This window comes from Nonomuraea montanisoli, assembly GCF_013363975.1.
GTDB lineage: Bacteria > Actinomycetota > Actinomycetes > Streptosporangiales > Streptosporangiaceae > Nonomuraea > Nonomuraea montanisoli.
The window spans coordinates 707,270-722,262 of sequence record NZ_JABWGN010000001.1 but is presented as its reverse complement, the minus strand read 5'-3'; the positions used below and the strand labels follow the sequence as shown (position 1 = coordinate 722,262).

Genomic DNA, 14,993 nt, shown 5'->3' with positions numbered 1-14,993 from the left:
TCGCGGTGAACACGGAGCGGTTGCCGACCGCCGAGGACATGCGCGCGTACGGGGCCCGGCTGTCCGCCCGGCTGCGCCCCGGCGACCTGGTGGTCCTGTCGGGGCCGCTGGGCGCCGGCAAGACGACGCTGGTGCAGGGCATCGCCGAGGGCCTGAAGGTGCGGGGCCCCATCACCTCGCCGACGTTCGTGATCGCCCGGGTCCACCCGTCCCTGTGCCAGGGGCCGCCCCTCGTCCACGTCGACGCCTACCGGCTCGGCGGCGACCTGGAGGTGGACGACCTCGACCTCGACGCCTCGCTGGAGGAGTCGGTCACCGTCGTCGAGTGGGGCGAGGGGCTCGTCGAGGGCCTGTCCGAGGACCGCCTGGAGATCCACATCGACCGCGAGACGGGCGACGACGCCCGCGTCGTGACCCTGCGGGGAGTCGGCGCGCGCTGGTCCGGCGACTCGGTCTGACCCGACACGCCGGGTGAGCGGCGACAAGAGTAAAACGCGGGTCAACGCCCGGCAATGCTGTCACCCTTGACGTATCCCGCCGATGACGGAAAACATGATCGTTGGCGATGGATTCCCCCAGAATTTCTGGGTATCAGGAGGGGCAGCGTCCACCTTTTTGGTGGATGCTTGGTGCAAGACGGCGAAGTGGGGTGCGCTGGTGCTCGGTGTCAGACGACTCGCGTCCGCGGGAGCCATCCTCATGATCGGCGCACTGGGCTGCTCGGCCCAGGCCGACAGCGGCCCCACACCCACACCGACGGCCACCGCCACGGCCACCACGACCGCCACGAGCACCGCCACCACGACGGCCACGGCCCCCGCCCGCGCCTCCATCAAGGTCGAGCTCAACCCCGACCGGGTCACCGCCGGCGAGACGTCGCGGGTCTGGATCCTGGCCAACTGCCCCGTGCCGACCGGCGGCCCCGCCCACACCGGCACCGCCACCTCGCGGGCCTTCATCAACGGCGTCCCGCTCAACCCGGCCGCCCCGACCCCCGGCCCCAACGCCACCAGCACGCCCAGCCCCGGCCCGTGGGTGCGGGGCGAGGCCCAGGTGTCCGGCACGGTCGCGCGCGGCTCCTACCGCGTCGACGTCAAGTGCGACGGCACCAACGACACCGGCCGCGCCACCCTGCGCGTCGTCCGGGCCGACCCGCTGCCCAGCGACGTGCCCACCCGGGCCCCGCGCGCGGGCGGCGGCGGCACGTTCGGCAAGGACGTGGACGACGACTCCGGGCTGCCGCTCGCCCCGGCCGGGATCGTGCTCGGCCTCGTCCTGGCCGCCGGCGTCGGGATCGCGGTCAAGCGCCGCAGCCGGGCCTGACGAGGACGGCGCCATGGCACGTCCGGGACGCGTGGTGCTCGCCGGGGCCGCCACGGGACTCCTGCTGGTCATGTTCGGCAAGACCCAGCTCGGCACCCAGCAGGCCGCCGCGAAGGTGGTGCCCGAGAGCATCGACATCCCGTCCATCGACGTCGAGGCCCCGCTGATGAAGCTCGGGCTGACCAAGGACGGCGAGGTCGAGCTGCCGCCGTACGAGAAGCCCAAGGTCGCCGGCTGGTACAGCGGCAGCGCCGTCCCCGGCGAGAAGGGCGCCTCGGTGATCGTGGGCCACGTCGACACCAAGACGGCGCCCGCCGTGTTCTACAAGCTGCGCAAGATGCGCAAGGGCGAGCTCGTGAAGGTGGAGCGCAGCGACGGCAAGGTCGCCACGTACAAGGTGGAGGCCGTCGAGCAGGTCCACAAGGACAGTTTCCCGGCCAAGAAGGTCTACGTGGACGACGGCCTCAAGCTGGTGACGTGCGGGGGGACGTTCGACTACGCCAAGGGCGAGTACATCGACAACATCATTGTCTACGCCTCCCGCGCCTGACCGCCTGCACCCGGAAATCGGTTGCGGCGATCGGGATGATGGGGACATGAGCGTGGAGACCAACCCGCCCGCCACCGGCAGCCGGGTCCCCTGGGAGCAGGTGCATCCCGCGGCCCGGGCCGGGGTCGAGGACTTCCTCGGCGGGCCCGTGACCGAGGCCGTCACCCAGGACACCGGCTTCTCGCCGGCCGCCGCCGTGCGCCTGCGCACCGCCGGCGGGCGGCGCGCGTTCGTCAAGGCCGTCGGCCCCGAGCCGAACCCGGAGTCCGTGCGCATCTACCGCGCCGAGGCGCTGATCGCCGCCACCCTCCCCGCCTCGGTGCCCGCGCCCCGGCTGCTGACCACGTTCGAGGCCGAGGGCTGGGTGGTGCTCGTCTTCGAGGACATCGAGGGCCGCCACCCGGCGATGCCGTGGCGGCGCGACGAGCTGGACCTGGTGCTGGCGGCCGTCGACCGGATGTCGGCCGCGCTCACGCCCGCGCCCGTCACCGCGCCGCCCGTCGGGGAGCTGTTCGCCGACTCCTTCCGCGGCTGGCGCAGGCTCGTGGACGAGGACGTCACCGGCCTCGACCCGTGGGCGCTGCGCCACCTCGACCGGCTGGCCGAGCTGGAGTCCGGCTGGGGCGAGGCCGCCGCCGGCGACACGCTCCTCCACTCCGACCTGCGGGCCGACAACATCCTGCTCGCCGGCGACCAGGTCTACGTCGTGGACTGGCCGTGGGCGTGCGTCGGGGCGCAGTGGTTCGACCGGGTGTGCATGCTGCCGTCGGTCGGCATGCAGGGCGGGCCGATGCCGCACGAGCTGGTCACCGATCCCGACCCGGCGATCACGGCGGCGGTCGCCGCGCTGACCGGCTATCTCGTCCGGCAGGGCCGGCAGCCGGATCCGCCCGGGTTGCCGACGCTGAGGGCGTTCCAGCGCGCGCAGGGGACGGTGGCGCTGGACTGGCTCAGACGCCGCACCGGCTGGGCCTGACACCTCCTCCGCCTCAGCCTCGGCCGCGCCTGCGCTCCGGCCCCGGTCGCCTGCGCTCCGGCCTGGCCCGGCCGCGCTCCGGCCCGGCCGCACCTGCGATCCCGCCTGGCTGCGCCCCCGCCCCGCCCGGCCGCTCCTGCGCGCCGGCGTCAGCGACGCGGTTGGCGGTCGGCGGTCCACGGCGGGTCGCTCGGTGCGATGGGAGCGGCGGGTCGCTCGGGGTGGCGGGAGGAGAACTTGGGAGGGTGGGAGCGGCGGGTCGCTCGGGCTGGCGGGAGGACAACCCGGGGTGGCGGGAGCGGCGGATCGCTCGGGGTGGCCGGAGGGGAACTCGGGGCGGGGGAGAGTGCGGACCCGGGTGAGTCGGGGCGATCCGTGCCTCGGAGGCAGATCTGGCGACCTGGTGGGCCGGGTGTGGGGAGCCGAGATGGGCCGGCTGTGGGAGGTCCGGGGACGTGGGCATGTGGGATCGAGGTGTGCCGGTCCTGGGAGGTCCGGGGACGTGGGCATGTGGGATCGAGGTGTGCCGGTCCTGGGAGGTCCGGGGACGTGGGCATGTGGGATCGAGGTGTGCCGGCCCTGGGAGATCGCCTGAAGTGGGCGTGGGGAATCGGGTGAGCGGCCAGGTGTGAGCCGGGCGGCGGGTAGGCTAAGCAGTCGTGCTGGTCCTGGCCTTTGACACCGCGACTCCTGCGGTCACCGCCGCGCTCCACGACGGCGAGCGGGTTCTCGCCGAGTCGACGACGATCGACGCCCGACGCCACGGTGAGCTGCTGGCGCCCACCATCCAGGCCGTCCTCGCCGAGGCGGGCGCGTCGCTGCGCGACGTCACCGCCGTCGTCGCCGGCAGCGGTCCCGGCCCGTACACCGGGCTGCGCGTCGGGCTGATGACCGCGCAGGCGCTGGCCACAACCCTGGCGATCCCCGCATACGGGATCTGCACCCTCGACGCCGTCGCCTACGGCAGCGGTCGCGACGAGCCGTTCATCGCGGCCACCGACGCGCGGCGCAAGGAGGTGTTCTGGGCCCGGTACGCCGACCGGCGCACCCGCGTGAGCGGCCCGGCCGTCGACCGGCCCGCCGACGTGCCCGTCGAGGGCCTGCCGGTGGCCGGGGCCGGCGCCGTCCTCTACCCCGACGCGCTCGGCGAGCCGCTCGACCCGCCCTACCCGTACGCCGGCGCGCTGGCCGGCCTCGCCGTCGAACGCCTGGCCGCCGGTCTCCCGCTCGACCCGGCGCGCCCGATCTACCTGCGCCGCCCCGACGCGGTGGTGCCCGGCGCGCCCAAGCGGGTGACGGCGTGAGGCTCCGCCAGATGACCGAGGGCGACCTGCCCGCGATCATGGCGATCGAGCGGGCGACCTTCCCGTACGACGCGTGGAGCGAGGGCATGATGCGCGGCGAGCTGGCCGAGCAGCCGCGCACCCGCCACTACGTCGTGGCGCTGGTCGACGAGGTCATCGTCGGCTACGCGGGCATGGCCGCCGCGGCCGACCAGGCCGACGTGCAGACCATCGCGGTGCTCCAGGCCCACCAGGGCACGGGGGTCGGCGGCGCGATGCTGGCCGAGCTGCTGCGGGAGGCGCGCAGGCGCTGCGCCCGTGAGATCTTCCTGGAGGTGCGCGACGACAACCCGCGCGCCCGCGGCGTGTACGAGCATTTCGGGTTCGAGGAGATCGGCATCCGCCGCCGCTACTACGACGACGGCACCGACGCGATCATGATGAGGAAGAAGCTGGATGGCTGACGCACCACTGGTCCTCGGCATCGAGACCTCCTGCGACGAGACCGGCATCGGCATCGTCAGGGGCCACACGCTGCTGGCCAACACCATCGCGTCCAGCATGGACGAGCACGCCCGCTTCGGCGGCGTGGTGCCCGAGGTGGCCTCGCGGGCCCACCTGGAGGCGATGACGCCGACCGTGGAGTCCGCGCTCGCGCAGGCCGGTCTGAAGTTCTCCGACATCGACGCGATCGCCGTGACGGCCGGGCCCGGCCTGGCCGGCGCCCTGCTGGTGGGCGTCGCCGCGGCCAAGGCCTACGCGCTCGGCCTCGGCGTGCCGCTCTACGGCGTCAACCACCTGGCCGCGCACGTCGCCGTCGACCAGCTCGAACACGGCCCGCTGCCCAAGCCGTGCATCGCCATGCTCGTCTCGGGCGGCCACTCGTCGCTGCTGCTGGTGCCGGACGTGGCCCAGGACGTGATCTCGCTCGGCTCGACGGTGGACGACGCGGCGGGCGAGGCGTTCGACAAGGTGGCGCGGGTGCTCGGGCTGCCGTTCCCCGGCGGCCCGCACATCGACCGGGCGGCCGCCTCGGGCTCCGGCACGGCCGTCGCGTTCCCGCGCGGCAAGATCGACGACGGCACGCTCGACTTCTCGTTCTCCGGCCTGAAGACCGCCGTGGCCCGCTGGGTCGAGGCGCGGGAGTCGGCCGGCGAGTCCATCCACGTGCCCGACGTGGCGGCCTCCTTCCAGGAGGCCGTGGTGGACGTGCTGACCCGCAAGGCGCTCCAGGCGTGCCGGAAGTACGACGTGCACGACCTGCTCATCGGCGGCGGCGTGGCGGCCAACTCGCGGCTGCGCGCGCTGGCCCAGGAGCGCTGCGACGCGGCGGGGGTGCGGCTGCGCGTCCCCCGGCCCGGCCTGTGCACCGACAACGGCGCCATGGTGGCCGCCCTGGGCTCCGACCTGGTCGCCGCGGGCATCACCCCCTCGACCCTGGAGATCCCGGCCGACTCGTCGATGCCGATCACCACGGTCCACGTCTGAGACCCCCGAGCGTGGGGCTCCCTGTCTCAGGCGGCCCTGCGGGTGGTGCCTATGCTCGCGGCGCCCCTGCTGGTGATGCTCTGTCTGTGGCGCCCCACAGGTGAGGCGTTCTGCCGCCTTCGGGGTGAAACGTCCGCGTCGGGAGCGGGCCCACGTCGGGACCACGCAGGCGGCCAAGGATGCGCGTCGTCACGGCGAGCACCCCGTGAGCCCTCACGACCGGCCATGACAGACGGCAACCAAGGTCGGCGCGTGCGCGTGACCTTGGCTGTGCCGTAAAGAAAGAAGAAACCCCCGGTCGGCGTGGGCGCGTGACCTTGGCTGTGCCGTAACTAAAGATCAGTCTTTGGACCGGGTCGGACGGAGCAGCGCCTCGGCCAGGGCGAGCATGGTTTCCTCGAGGGAGCCGAGGCGCTTGGTGAGGTCGGTCGCGGTGCGGTTGACCTCGTCGCGGTCGGGCCGTGCCTGGACCAGGTCCGTGAGCGCGCCCGCCGCGGCCGCGAGACGGTCGGCCTCCTCCGCGGAGCGGGCGGCGATCGCCTCCTCGATCCGCTCGCCGATCCCGAGCGTCACCGGGAGCTGGCTCACCCGCTGGTTGACCGCCTCCAGGTGGTCGTCCACCGTCTCCAGTTGCTCGCCCGACTGCTCGGCGCGGGCGGTCAGGTCGGTCAGGTGCCGCTCCACGCCGTCGAAGCGGGCCTGCATGCTGCTCTGGATGCTCGTGCCCACCTGGTCGAACCTCGCCGCCAGCGCGGTGTCCACGGCGTCGAGGCGGCCGGCGAGCCCCTCCATGGCGTCGAAGCGGGCCGACAGGTTGGCGTCGACCGTGGTGAAGTGCGCCGCCATGGCGCTGTCGCTGCGGTCGAGCCGGCCCGTGACCCCGTCGAACCCGGCCGCCAGCTTCGTGTCGACGGTCGCGAACCGGCCCGTCACCGTGCTGTCCACGGCGTCGAAGCGGGTCGTCAGGTGCTCCTCGACCTCGTTCAGCCGCTCGTCCAGCGACTCCAGGTCGTTGTCGAGGTGGTTGAAGCGGGCCTCGTTGCGGGTCGCGGTCTCGCCGAGGTGCTGGTCGACCCCGGCCACCCGCTGGTCCACCGCCGCCACCCGCTGCTCCATCGCGGCCACGCGGTCGTCCACGGCGCCCAGGCGCTCGCCGACGGCCACCGAGCGCTCGTCGAGCGTGGCCAGGCGGCCGTCGAGCGTGGTGAAGCGGCCGTCCACCCGGCCGTCCAGGGCGCCGAGCTGCCCGTCCAGCGAGACGATCCGCTTGTCCACCGCCGCCAGCCGGGAGTCGACCCCGCCCAGGCGGCCCTCGACCCCCTCCATGTGCACGTCGAGCTCGTCGAGCCGCGCGGCCACCTGCTGCTGGGCCTCCTCCACCCGGACCGCGACCTGCTGCTGCGTCTCCTCCAGGCTCGCGGCGAGCTCCTGCCGCGTCTCCTCCAGCCGCGCCGCCAGCCGCTGCTCTGCGGTCGCCAGCCGGTCGGTCACGGCGCTCACCTGGCCCGTGAGGACGTCCACGTGCGCGGTCAGCCGCTCGGCGACGGCGTCCACGTGCGCGTTGACGTGCTCGCCGACCGCGGCGGCCCGGGCCCCGGCCTGCTCGGCGGCGGCGGTCAGCCGGTCGTCCAGGCTGCTCGACAGCCCCGCGGACAGCCCGTTCGACAGGTCGGCCACCAGGCCCTCGACCCGGTCCGTGCGCGCCGTCAGCTCGGCGAGCGACCTGTCGAGCCGGGTGAAGCGGCTCGCCGCGGCCTCCATGCTGGAGCCCAGTTGCGCCATGACGGCCGAGAACTCGCCCAGCCGCTTGGCGATGCCCTCGCCGCCGTCCAGGACCGCCTGCAGCCGTTTCAGCGTCTCCTCGACGCCGCCGCCGATGGTGGTCAGGTCGTCCCAGATGTTCGGCAGCTCCACCACGGGGGCGACGCGCTGGTGGACCGACTCCACCCGGGCGTCCACGGAGCCCACCTGCGAGCCGACGGCGTCCACGTGGTCGCGCACCGCCTCGACGTGCTGGGCGAGGCCCTCGGCCCACATGGGCGGCTTGGCCGCGATGTCGTCAAGGCGCCCGCTCACCGTCTCCAGCGTGCCGCTCAACCCCCCGAGCTCCCGCTCGCGCACCTCGCGCAGCAGCCACTCCATGCCTTCGAGCCGCTGGCGGATCTCGTCGAGGACGGCCCCCTGCGTGCGCTGCTCGTAGACGTGGTCCTGCGCGGCGCGCGCCAGCAGCTCACGCATCCTCTCCGGGACCTTGCTGTGGCCGCCCGTCTGCAGGAGGGCGGTGTGGTTGGAATGATCCACCGAAAGGCTCCTTCACTCGCCGACGGTTCATCGCGCAGCGGTGGATAGGTCCGGTTTGCAGATGAAGAAGGAGAACGCGGAAAACCGCAACAGGGGGAGAACTCCCGCCCGCCCACCTTAGCCTTTCGATCAAGCCGCGTCAGTGGTGCGGGAAAATATCGTGGTTGCCGGGGGAACGCCCCGGTTTGCCATTTACGCAGGTGAGGCCGGGCGGCAGATCAGGGCGGCGGGCTTGTCCATGATCCGGGTCAGAATGACCACGGCGGATTCGGTGCCCGAAAGTCGTAGATCACTCCGAAGGCGTTCGATATCGACGGCCGAGGCCCGCTTCTTAATGGTGACATTTCCTATTTTCCGGTCGCGGAGGGCGGCGCGCAGCCGCTTGAGCGAGAACGGCAGCGCCTCCTCCACCTCGTACCGGGCCGCCCAGGGAGTGTCGACCGGGTCGTCGCCCGTGATGTAGGCGATCATGGGGTCGGCCAGCCGGCCGCCGACCAGCTCGGCCACCTCGCCGACCAGATGGGCGCGGATCGCCGCGCCGTCGGGCTCGTAGACGTACCGGCCGAGCGGCCCGGTGGGGGCGACCGCGCCGGTGTCGCGCAGGACATGGCCGCCGGGCAGCAGCGTGGCCAGCCGGACCAGGCCGGCCTCCCGCGCGGCGCCCGGCGACGTCCACAGGGACGCCTCCTTGACCTCGCCCTTGTACGAGACCCATTCGGCCTCGGCGCCCTCCGGGATGAACTCGTACGGGATGCCCGGGGCGACCTTGAGGCAGGCCAGCGGGGCCCGGGCGAGCAGGTCGAGCACGACCGGCCACGGCGGTGAGTAGGCCATGGGGTCGAACGTGCGTCCTCTGGCGGTGCGCCGGGCCGGGTCGGCGAACAGGACGTCGTAGTCCTCGGGCGACACCGACGCGGCGTCCGCCACCCGTACCGTGACCCGCTCGGCCAGCCCGAGCGCCTCCGCGTTGGCCCTGGCCACGGCCACGGTCAGCGGGTCGGTGTCGACGGCGTCCACGAGGCAGCCGGCCCGGGCCAGCGCCAGCAGGTCGCCGCCGGACCCGCAGCACACGTCCACGACCCTCGGCCCTTCGCCCGTCCACCCGGGCCGTTCGCCCCCGGCTCCTCCGCCCGTCCGTCCGGAGACCCCGCCCTCGGGCCCTTCGCCCGCCCGTCCGGAGACTCCGCCCCCAGGGCCCTGGGCTGTCCCTCCGGGGATTCCTTCGCGGTGGCCGCCCCCCGCCGCTCCAGGCGCTGCTCGGTGGTGCCCGGCCCCCGTCTCTCCACCGCCCGCTCCGAGCAGGCCGCGGCCCGTCTCTCCGGGGGCGCCTTCGCGCGGGCCGGGAGAGGCCAGGCCGGGAGAGGGCGCGTCGGGAGAGGCCGGGGCGGCGGGGAACGCGTCGGGAGAGGCCGGGACAGGCGAGGACGCGTCGGGAGAGGTCGGGGCGGGCGCGACGGACTCAGGGCGGCCCCGTCCGGGCGAGTCCCGTTCGACCCCCGGCGCGACCGCGTCCGGGTCGTGGGAGCCCCTCCACACGGCCAGCAGCCGGGCGGCGCGGTGGGCGGCGACCTCGGCGCGGGTGGCCTGCTCCAGGCCGTGCGGCGTGAAGTACATCAGCTCGGCGTCCGCCCCGAACTTGGCGCGCGCCCGCTGCCGCAGCCGCGCCTGCGTGAGCGCCGCCGAGGCGAGCGCGGCGTCGTAGGTGCGGCGCAGGCGCGTCGCCGCCGCCACGGGATCGGCGTCCCGCAGCTCGACCGCCTCCGCGAGCGCGCGCTGCCCGCGCGGGGTGAGCAACTCGGTGAAGGCGTCCAGGTCCACGCCGTACGACGTTAGCGCCCCGCCCGGGGGGCCGGATCCGGGCCCCCTGCTCGACCTGCGAAGATGAGGTATCGCTCTCAGCAAACGTGTTCGTGTTGACTGTCAAGCCCCTCTTGCATATGTTTCCTGTTGGCACTCTCCCCTTGAGAGTGCCAACGTGCGACGAGGCAGGTCTGGCACCCGCGACGGCAGGCCCCGCTGGTCGCCTCTTCTAGATCATTCAAATCTGAAGGGGAGGTCCGATCGTGACGACCGCCACCAAGGTTCCCGTTAAGCCGCTCGGCGACCGCATCGTGGTGCAGCCGCTTGAGGCTGAGCAGACCACCGCTTCCGGCCTGGTCATCCCGGACACCGCCAAGGAGAAGCCGCAGGAGGGCAAGGTCCTCGCGGTGGGCCCCGGCAACTGGGACGAGGACGGCGAGAAGCGGATCCCGCTCGACGTCAGCGAGGGCGATGTCGTCCTCTACAGCAAGTACGGCGGCACCGAGGTCAAGTACGGCGGCGAGGAGTACCTCGTGCTCTCCGCCCGCGACGTTCTCGCGATCATCGAGAAGTAAGCCGGTGGTGTCGGGCCCCGGGCGCCGTAGGCGGCCGGGGCCTTCGACACTAGGAGAGGACTCTCAGCAAAATGGCGAAGATCCTGGAGTTCAACGAGGACGCCCGCCGCGCTCTTGAGCGTGGCGTGAACGCCCTCGCGGACGCCGTGAAGGTCACCCTCGGCCCGCGTGGCCGCAACGTCGTCATCGACAAGAAGTTCGGTGCTCCGACGATCACGAACGACGGTGTGACCATCGCTCGTGAGATCGAGCTGGAGGAGCGCTACGAGAACCTCGGCGCCCAGCTCGCCAAGGAAGTGGCCACCAAGACCAACGACATCGCGGGCGACGGCACCACCACCGCGACGGTCCTGGCCCAGGCCATGGTCCGCGAGGGCCTGCGCAACGTGGCGGCCGGCGCCTCGCCGCTGTCGCTCAAGCGCGGCATCGACAGGGCGGCCAAGGAGATCAGCGACAAGCTGCTCGCCAGCGCCCGCCCGGTCGAGGACAAGAAGGAGATCGCCAACGTCGCGACGATCTCCGCCCAGGACGCGAAGATCGGCGAGCTGATCGCCGAGGCGTTCGACAAGGTCGGCAAGGACGGCGTCCTCACGGTCGAAGAGTCCAACGCCATGGGCATGGAGCTCGAGTTCACCGAGGGCCTCCAGTTCGACAAGGGCTACCTGTCGGCCTACATGGTCACCGACCCCGAGCGCATGGAGTCCGTCCTCGAGGACGCCTACATCCTGCTCACGCAGAGCAAGATCTCCTCGATCACCGACTTCCTGCCGCTGCTGGAGAAGGTCGCCCAGACCAAGAAGCCGCTGCTCGTGGTCGCCGAGGACGTCGAGGGCGAGGCCCTGGCCGTCCTGGTCACCAACAAGATCCGTGGCACGTTCACCTCCGTCGCCGTCAAGGCGCCGGGCTTCGGCGACCGCCGCAAGGCGATGCTGCAGGACATGGCCATCCTCACCGGCGGCCAGGTCGTCAGCGAGGAGGTCGGCCTCAAGCTGGAGAACGTCGGCCTCGAGGTGCTCGGCCAGGCGCGCCGCATCGTGGTCACGAAGGACGCCACGACCGTCGTCGACGGCGCCGGCGACCAGCAGGCCATCGAGGACCGCGTCAAGGAGATCAAGCTCGCCATCGAGCAGTCCGACTCCGACTGGGACCGCGAGAAGCTGCAGGAGCGCCTCGCCAAGCTCGCGGGCGGCGTCTGCGTGCTGCGCGTCGGCGCGGCCACCGAGGTCGAGCTCAAGGAGAAGAAGCACCGTCTCGAGGACGCCATCTCCGCGACGCGCGCCGCGATCGAGGAGGGCATCGTCTCCGGCGGTGGCTCGGCCCTGATCCACGTCTCCAAGGACCTCGACGACCTCGGCCTGTCGGGCGACGAGGCCACCGGTGTCGGCGTCGTCCGCCGCGCGCTGGTCGAGCCGGCTCGCTGGATCGCCGAGAACGCCGGTCTCGAGGGCTACGTGGTCACCCACAAGGTCTCGGAGCTGCAGGTCGGCCACGGCCTCAACGCCGCGACCGGCGAGTACGGCGACCTGATCGCCCAGGGCGTCATCGACCCGGTCAAGGTCACCCGCTCGGCCGTCCAGAACGCCGCTTCGATCGCGGGCATGCTGCTCACGACCGAGGCGCTCGTCGTGGACAAGCCCGAGGAGGAGGCTCCGGCCGCCGGCCAGGGCCACGGCCACGGTCACGGCCACTGAGCACCTGACGGCCGCTCCTCGCGGCCGCTGGGCGCCTGACGGCTCACGCACGGCCCGTCCCCACTCCAGGGGGCGGGCCGTTCGCGTGCCGGGGGTGAGGGGCCCGGGAGCCGTGCGGCGTGGGTGCGAGGTCTCAGGGCCTCGGTGGAGCTCCGTGGGGGCTGGGGGCAGAGACGCGCCTCAGGTTCGGGTGGTGAGAGCTCCTGAGAGCTGGGCAGGGTGCCGCAAATCTGGATGAAGTGTTCGGATAATGGGATGTGACGTAGTACCAATGGATACAACGCCGCATACAGTCTCAGATATGAAATAGTGACTTATCCGGGTAAACCTGCTCTGTCGGCAAAGCGTCGTGTTCCCTGACTGTCCCCGCGCCCCCGTGCTGGCGAATTCCGTGCATTTCGTGTTATGGGGTGAAATATTCCTCCGCCCCTAAAGCCTTACTGTCGTCATTCGATTACGGGCAGTCGCCGTCTCTCCAATGTGACCAATCCGTAGCCGTTCGCGATGACGACAGGCCCGATCAGTGCGGGCATCATGCCTATCGTGAGCGAGGGAAGCGTCGCCGACGCCAAAATTGGGGTAAGGCTCGCGTCGAGACTTCCGGCACGGACGGATGACTCCGACCTTAGGGAACTGACCAGCCTCGCCGTACAGGGAGATCGCGGTGCGATCGAATCCCTGCTCGGCGAGTTGCGTCCGATGGTGGTGCGCTATTGTCGCGCCAGGTTGGGCAGGGTTTCAGGGCAATATCACATTGCCGATGACGTGGCCCAGGAGGTGTGCATCGCGGTGTTGTCCGCGCTTCCGCGCTACCGCGACATGGGCCGTCCGTTCGCCTCGTTCGTCTTCGGCATCGCCTCGCACAAGGTGGCCGACGCGTTGCGCAGCTCCGTGCGCTCGGCCGTGCCGACGCAGGACCTGCCCGACGGGCCCGACGACGGGCCGGGGCCCGAGGAGACCGTGGTCCGCTACATCGAGGTCGAGCACGCCCGCAGGCTGCTTGCCCGGTTGCCCGAGAATCAGCGGGAGTTGCTGCTGTTGCGCGTGGTGTCTGGGTTGTCCGCCGAGGAGACCGGTAATGTACTCGGCATGTCACCAGGTGCGGTCCGGGTCGCCCAGCATCGGGCGCTCGCGAGGTTGAGGCAGATGGCCGAGCTGGAGTCGGCTTGACGCAGGAGCGGACCGGAGCCGGACCGGCTCCGGAGGACGAGAGCGACGCGCTGCTCGACGCCCTCGGCCGTGGGGAGCCGCCCCCTCATGACGATCCCGCCGCGCGGCTGCTCGCCGCCCTGCGGGCCGACGCCTGCCGCGACGGCGGCATGGTGGAAGACGGCATGTCCGCGCGCACGTGGGACGACGGCGTCACCCGTACGGGAGACGGCGGGGCGTCGCCGGTGGGTCAGCGGCGTTCCTCGGTGTCGATGACGCCGTCGACGTAACCCCGGGCGTACTCCCACGTGACGTAGTCGGCCGGGTCGGGGTGGAAGGCCGGCTCGTGCACCTGCGGCCGGCCCTTCTCGATCATCTGGCGGAGGTTGCCGCGCAGCAGGTCCCAGTCGAAGAAGTGCTGCTCGCCGCACTCGGGGCAGTCGAGCACGAGGCCGAGCACGCCCTGGGGCTCCAGGAGGGAGCGGAACACCTCCACGTCGGCGAGGTCCGTGATGGCCTCGTCGCGCTCGGCGGCCGTGAGCGGCTCGGCGTCGTCGAGCTCGCCCATCGCGGCGGACGGGTCGTTCGGATCGTCCGCGAACGGGTCGCGGGGGACGTCTTCCAGCACCTTCCCACCATATGACCGATGCGGCCGCCGTGGTGGTCAGTGGTGCTCAGCGGGATGGTCGAGCCATCCGCGCCGGGCGGCCTCCACGCCGGCGTGGAAGCGGGACTGCGCGCCGAGCCGGGTCATCGCGTCGGCGAACCGGGCGCGCACGGTGCGGACCGACACGCCGAGATGGCGGGCGATCGACTCGTCGCAGATCCCCTGGGCGGCCAGCCGGAGCACCTGGACGGTGCCGTCGCCCTGGCGGCCCCACGGCACCGGCAGGGATCGGGCCCACCACTCCTCGAACAGCGATCTGAGCATGCCCACGACGATCGGCGTGCGTAACAGATAGAAGTTGTAGGCGTGGTCGGGCAGGTTGCCGCCCCACAGCGCGGGCAGGCCGGCGGCGTCGTCGCCGACGGTCATGAACCAGCTCGGCACCCGGGCGAGCGTGCGGACCTCGCCCCCGGTCTCCAGCAGGCGGCCTAGCCCGTCGCGGACGCCCGGCAGCGCCAGCGTCTCCACGGGCACGACGGCGCGGACGGTCATCAGCCCGCGTTGCTGCGCGTCGATCCAAGGATCGGCAAATTTCCGCGAGAAGTCGGTCATGGTGCGCTCGTCGGGGATGGCGGTGAGCACCGTGATCGGCGGCGCCTGGACGGCCATGCCGACGACGCTCTCGTACAGCACGTCGGCCCCGCTGACCAGCTCCACCGGGAACGGGCCGCTCTGGTAGTCGCGCCCGGCGTCGTAGTCACGGATGAGGCCGCGGATCGACCCGAGGGCCGAGTCGATGCGCCGGCTCTCCTCGGCCAGCCGGTCGAGCCGCTCGGCGATCAGCCGGCCCAGCGCCCCCGCGGGGTGGCGGGCCAGGTACTCGCCCGAGTGCTCGTCGACCACGCCGAGGCGTACCAGGTCGTCGAGCTGCCTGCTGACCTTGTCGCGTGGACCGCCCATCGCCTCCGCCAGCTCCGCGAGCGTGGCGCGGTGCAGGCGCAGCACCGCCGTGTAGAGCGCCGTCTGAGCCGGGTCGAGGCCCAGCGCCGCGAGGGGATCGGGCACGTCGGGTGACTCGTTGCGCATGTCGCGTGGCTCCGTTGGGGGACCGGGGGTGCCGCGAGAATAACGCGGCATCCTCGCCCTGTCCGCCCCCTTGCGCGGGATGAGGCCGCATCGGTGCAACTTCGTGCAATTGCACGTTTGCACATTGCGGCGTGCCGCTGGGTAACGCACGCTTGACCGAGAGT

General features: G+C 72.2%; 15 protein-coding genes. 11 read left to right on the top strand and 4 right to left on the bottom strand.

The window, feature by feature from the left end:
- The first annotated feature begins 5 nt into the window (after nucleotides 1–5).
- From tsaE to tsaD, 7 genes are all read left to right on the top strand, one after another.
- Entirely contained in the window at nucleotides 6–458 is a 453-nt protein-coding gene (gene tsaE, locus HTZ77_RS03225) for a tRNA (adenosine(37)-N6)-threonylcarbamoyltransferase complex ATPase subunit type 1 TsaE (RefSeq protein ID WP_328808391.1), read from the top strand.
- A 241-nt stretch (nucleotides 459–699) separates the two neighbouring features.
- A complete protein-coding gene (locus HTZ77_RS03220) occupies nucleotides 700–1,323 on the top strand; it encodes a hypothetical protein (RefSeq protein WP_175587868.1) in 624 nt (207 codons plus the stop codon).
- A 13-nt stretch (nucleotides 1,324–1,336) separates the two neighbouring features.
- A complete protein-coding gene (locus HTZ77_RS03215) occupies nucleotides 1,337–1,873 on the top strand; it encodes a class F sortase (RefSeq protein WP_175587867.1) in 537 nt (178 codons plus the stop codon).
- A 46-nt stretch (nucleotides 1,874–1,919) separates the two neighbouring features.
- Nucleotides 1,920–2,849, top strand: a complete 930-nt coding sequence (locus HTZ77_RS03210; RefSeq protein ID WP_175587866.1) for an aminoglycoside phosphotransferase family protein — start codon at nucleotides 1,920–1,922, stop codon at nucleotides 2,847–2,849.
- Nucleotides 2,850–3,508: 659 nt separating this feature from the next.
- Nucleotides 3,509–4,153: a tRNA (adenosine(37)-N6)-threonylcarbamoyltransferase complex dimerization subunit type 1 TsaB gene (gene tsaB, locus HTZ77_RS03205; protein WP_175587865.1), complete on the top strand. Its 645-nt coding sequence runs from the start codon at nucleotides 3,509–3,511 to the stop codon at nucleotides 4,151–4,153.
- A gap of 11 nt (nucleotides 4,154–4,164) precedes the next feature.
- Nucleotides 4,165–4,596, top strand: a complete 432-nt coding sequence (rimI, locus tag HTZ77_RS03200; protein WP_175587983.1) for a ribosomal protein S18-alanine N-acetyltransferase — start codon at nucleotides 4,165–4,167, stop codon at nucleotides 4,594–4,596.
- The gene (gene tsaD / locus HTZ77_RS03195) at nucleotides 4,589–5,620 is read left to right on the top strand and encodes a tRNA (adenosine(37)-N6)-threonylcarbamoyltransferase complex transferase subunit TsaD (protein ID WP_175587864.1); all 1,032 of its coding nucleotides are present in this window, start codon (nucleotides 4,589–4,591) and stop codon (nucleotides 5,618–5,620) included. The genes rimI and tsaD overlap by 8 nt, the downstream gene beginning before the upstream one ends.
- Nucleotides 5,621–5,959: 339 nt before the next feature.
- On the opposite strand, the gene HTZ77_RS03190 is transcribed toward tsaD, so the two are convergent.
- Together HTZ77_RS03190 and HTZ77_RS47265 are read right to left on the bottom strand one after the other, a co-directional pair.
- A complete protein-coding gene (locus HTZ77_RS03190) occupies nucleotides 5,960–7,921 on the bottom strand; it encodes a hypothetical protein (RefSeq protein WP_175587863.1) in 1,962 nt (653 codons plus the stop codon).
- Between the two features lie 192 nt (nucleotides 7,922–8,113).
- A complete protein-coding gene (locus tag HTZ77_RS47265; RefSeq protein WP_328808390.1) occupies nucleotides 8,114–9,739 on the bottom strand; it encodes a class I SAM-dependent methyltransferase in 1,626 nt (541 codons plus the stop codon).
- A 245-nt stretch (nucleotides 9,740–9,984) separates the two neighbouring features.
- On the opposite strand from HTZ77_RS47265, the gene groES reads away from it, so the two are divergent.
- The 4 genes from groES (at nucleotide 9,985) to HTZ77_RS03160 (ending at nucleotide 13,426) form a co-directional block, all read left to right on the top strand.
- Nucleotides 9,985–10,296, top strand: a complete 312-nt coding sequence (gene groES / locus HTZ77_RS03175; RefSeq protein WP_175587862.1) for a co-chaperone GroES — start codon at nucleotides 9,985–9,987, stop codon at nucleotides 10,294–10,296.
- A 71-nt stretch (nucleotides 10,297–10,367) separates the two neighbouring features.
- A complete protein-coding gene (gene groL / locus HTZ77_RS03170; RefSeq protein WP_175587861.1) occupies nucleotides 10,368–11,987 on the top strand; it encodes a chaperonin GroEL in 1,620 nt (539 codons plus the stop codon).
- A gap of 534 nt (nucleotides 11,988–12,521) precedes the next feature.
- Nucleotides 12,522–13,157, top strand: a complete 636-nt coding sequence (locus HTZ77_RS03165; RefSeq protein WP_175587981.1) for a sigma-70 family RNA polymerase sigma factor — start codon at nucleotides 12,522–12,524, stop codon at nucleotides 13,155–13,157.
- On the top strand, nucleotides 13,154–13,426 hold the full coding sequence (locus tag HTZ77_RS03160; RefSeq protein WP_175587860.1) for a hypothetical protein: 273 nt from the start codon (nucleotides 13,154–13,156) through the stop codon (nucleotides 13,424–13,426). Before HTZ77_RS03165 ends, HTZ77_RS03160 begins: the two co-directional genes overlap by 4 nt.
- Here the strand turns inward: HTZ77_RS03160 and HTZ77_RS03155 are convergent.
- Both HTZ77_RS03155 and HTZ77_RS03150 read right to left on the bottom strand, forming a co-directional pair.
- Complete coding sequence (locus HTZ77_RS03155) at nucleotides 13,387–13,764, bottom strand: DUF5319 domain-containing protein (RefSeq protein ID WP_175587859.1); 378 nt, start codon at nucleotides 13,762–13,764, stop codon at nucleotides 13,387–13,389. The genes HTZ77_RS03160 and HTZ77_RS03155 overlap by 40 nt on opposite strands.
- A 36-nt stretch (nucleotides 13,765–13,800) precedes the next feature.
- Complete coding sequence (locus HTZ77_RS03150) at nucleotides 13,801–14,829, bottom strand: helix-turn-helix transcriptional regulator (RefSeq protein ID WP_175587858.1); 1,029 nt, start codon at nucleotides 14,827–14,829, stop codon at nucleotides 13,801–13,803.
- Nucleotides 14,830–14,993 lie beyond the last annotated feature (164 nt).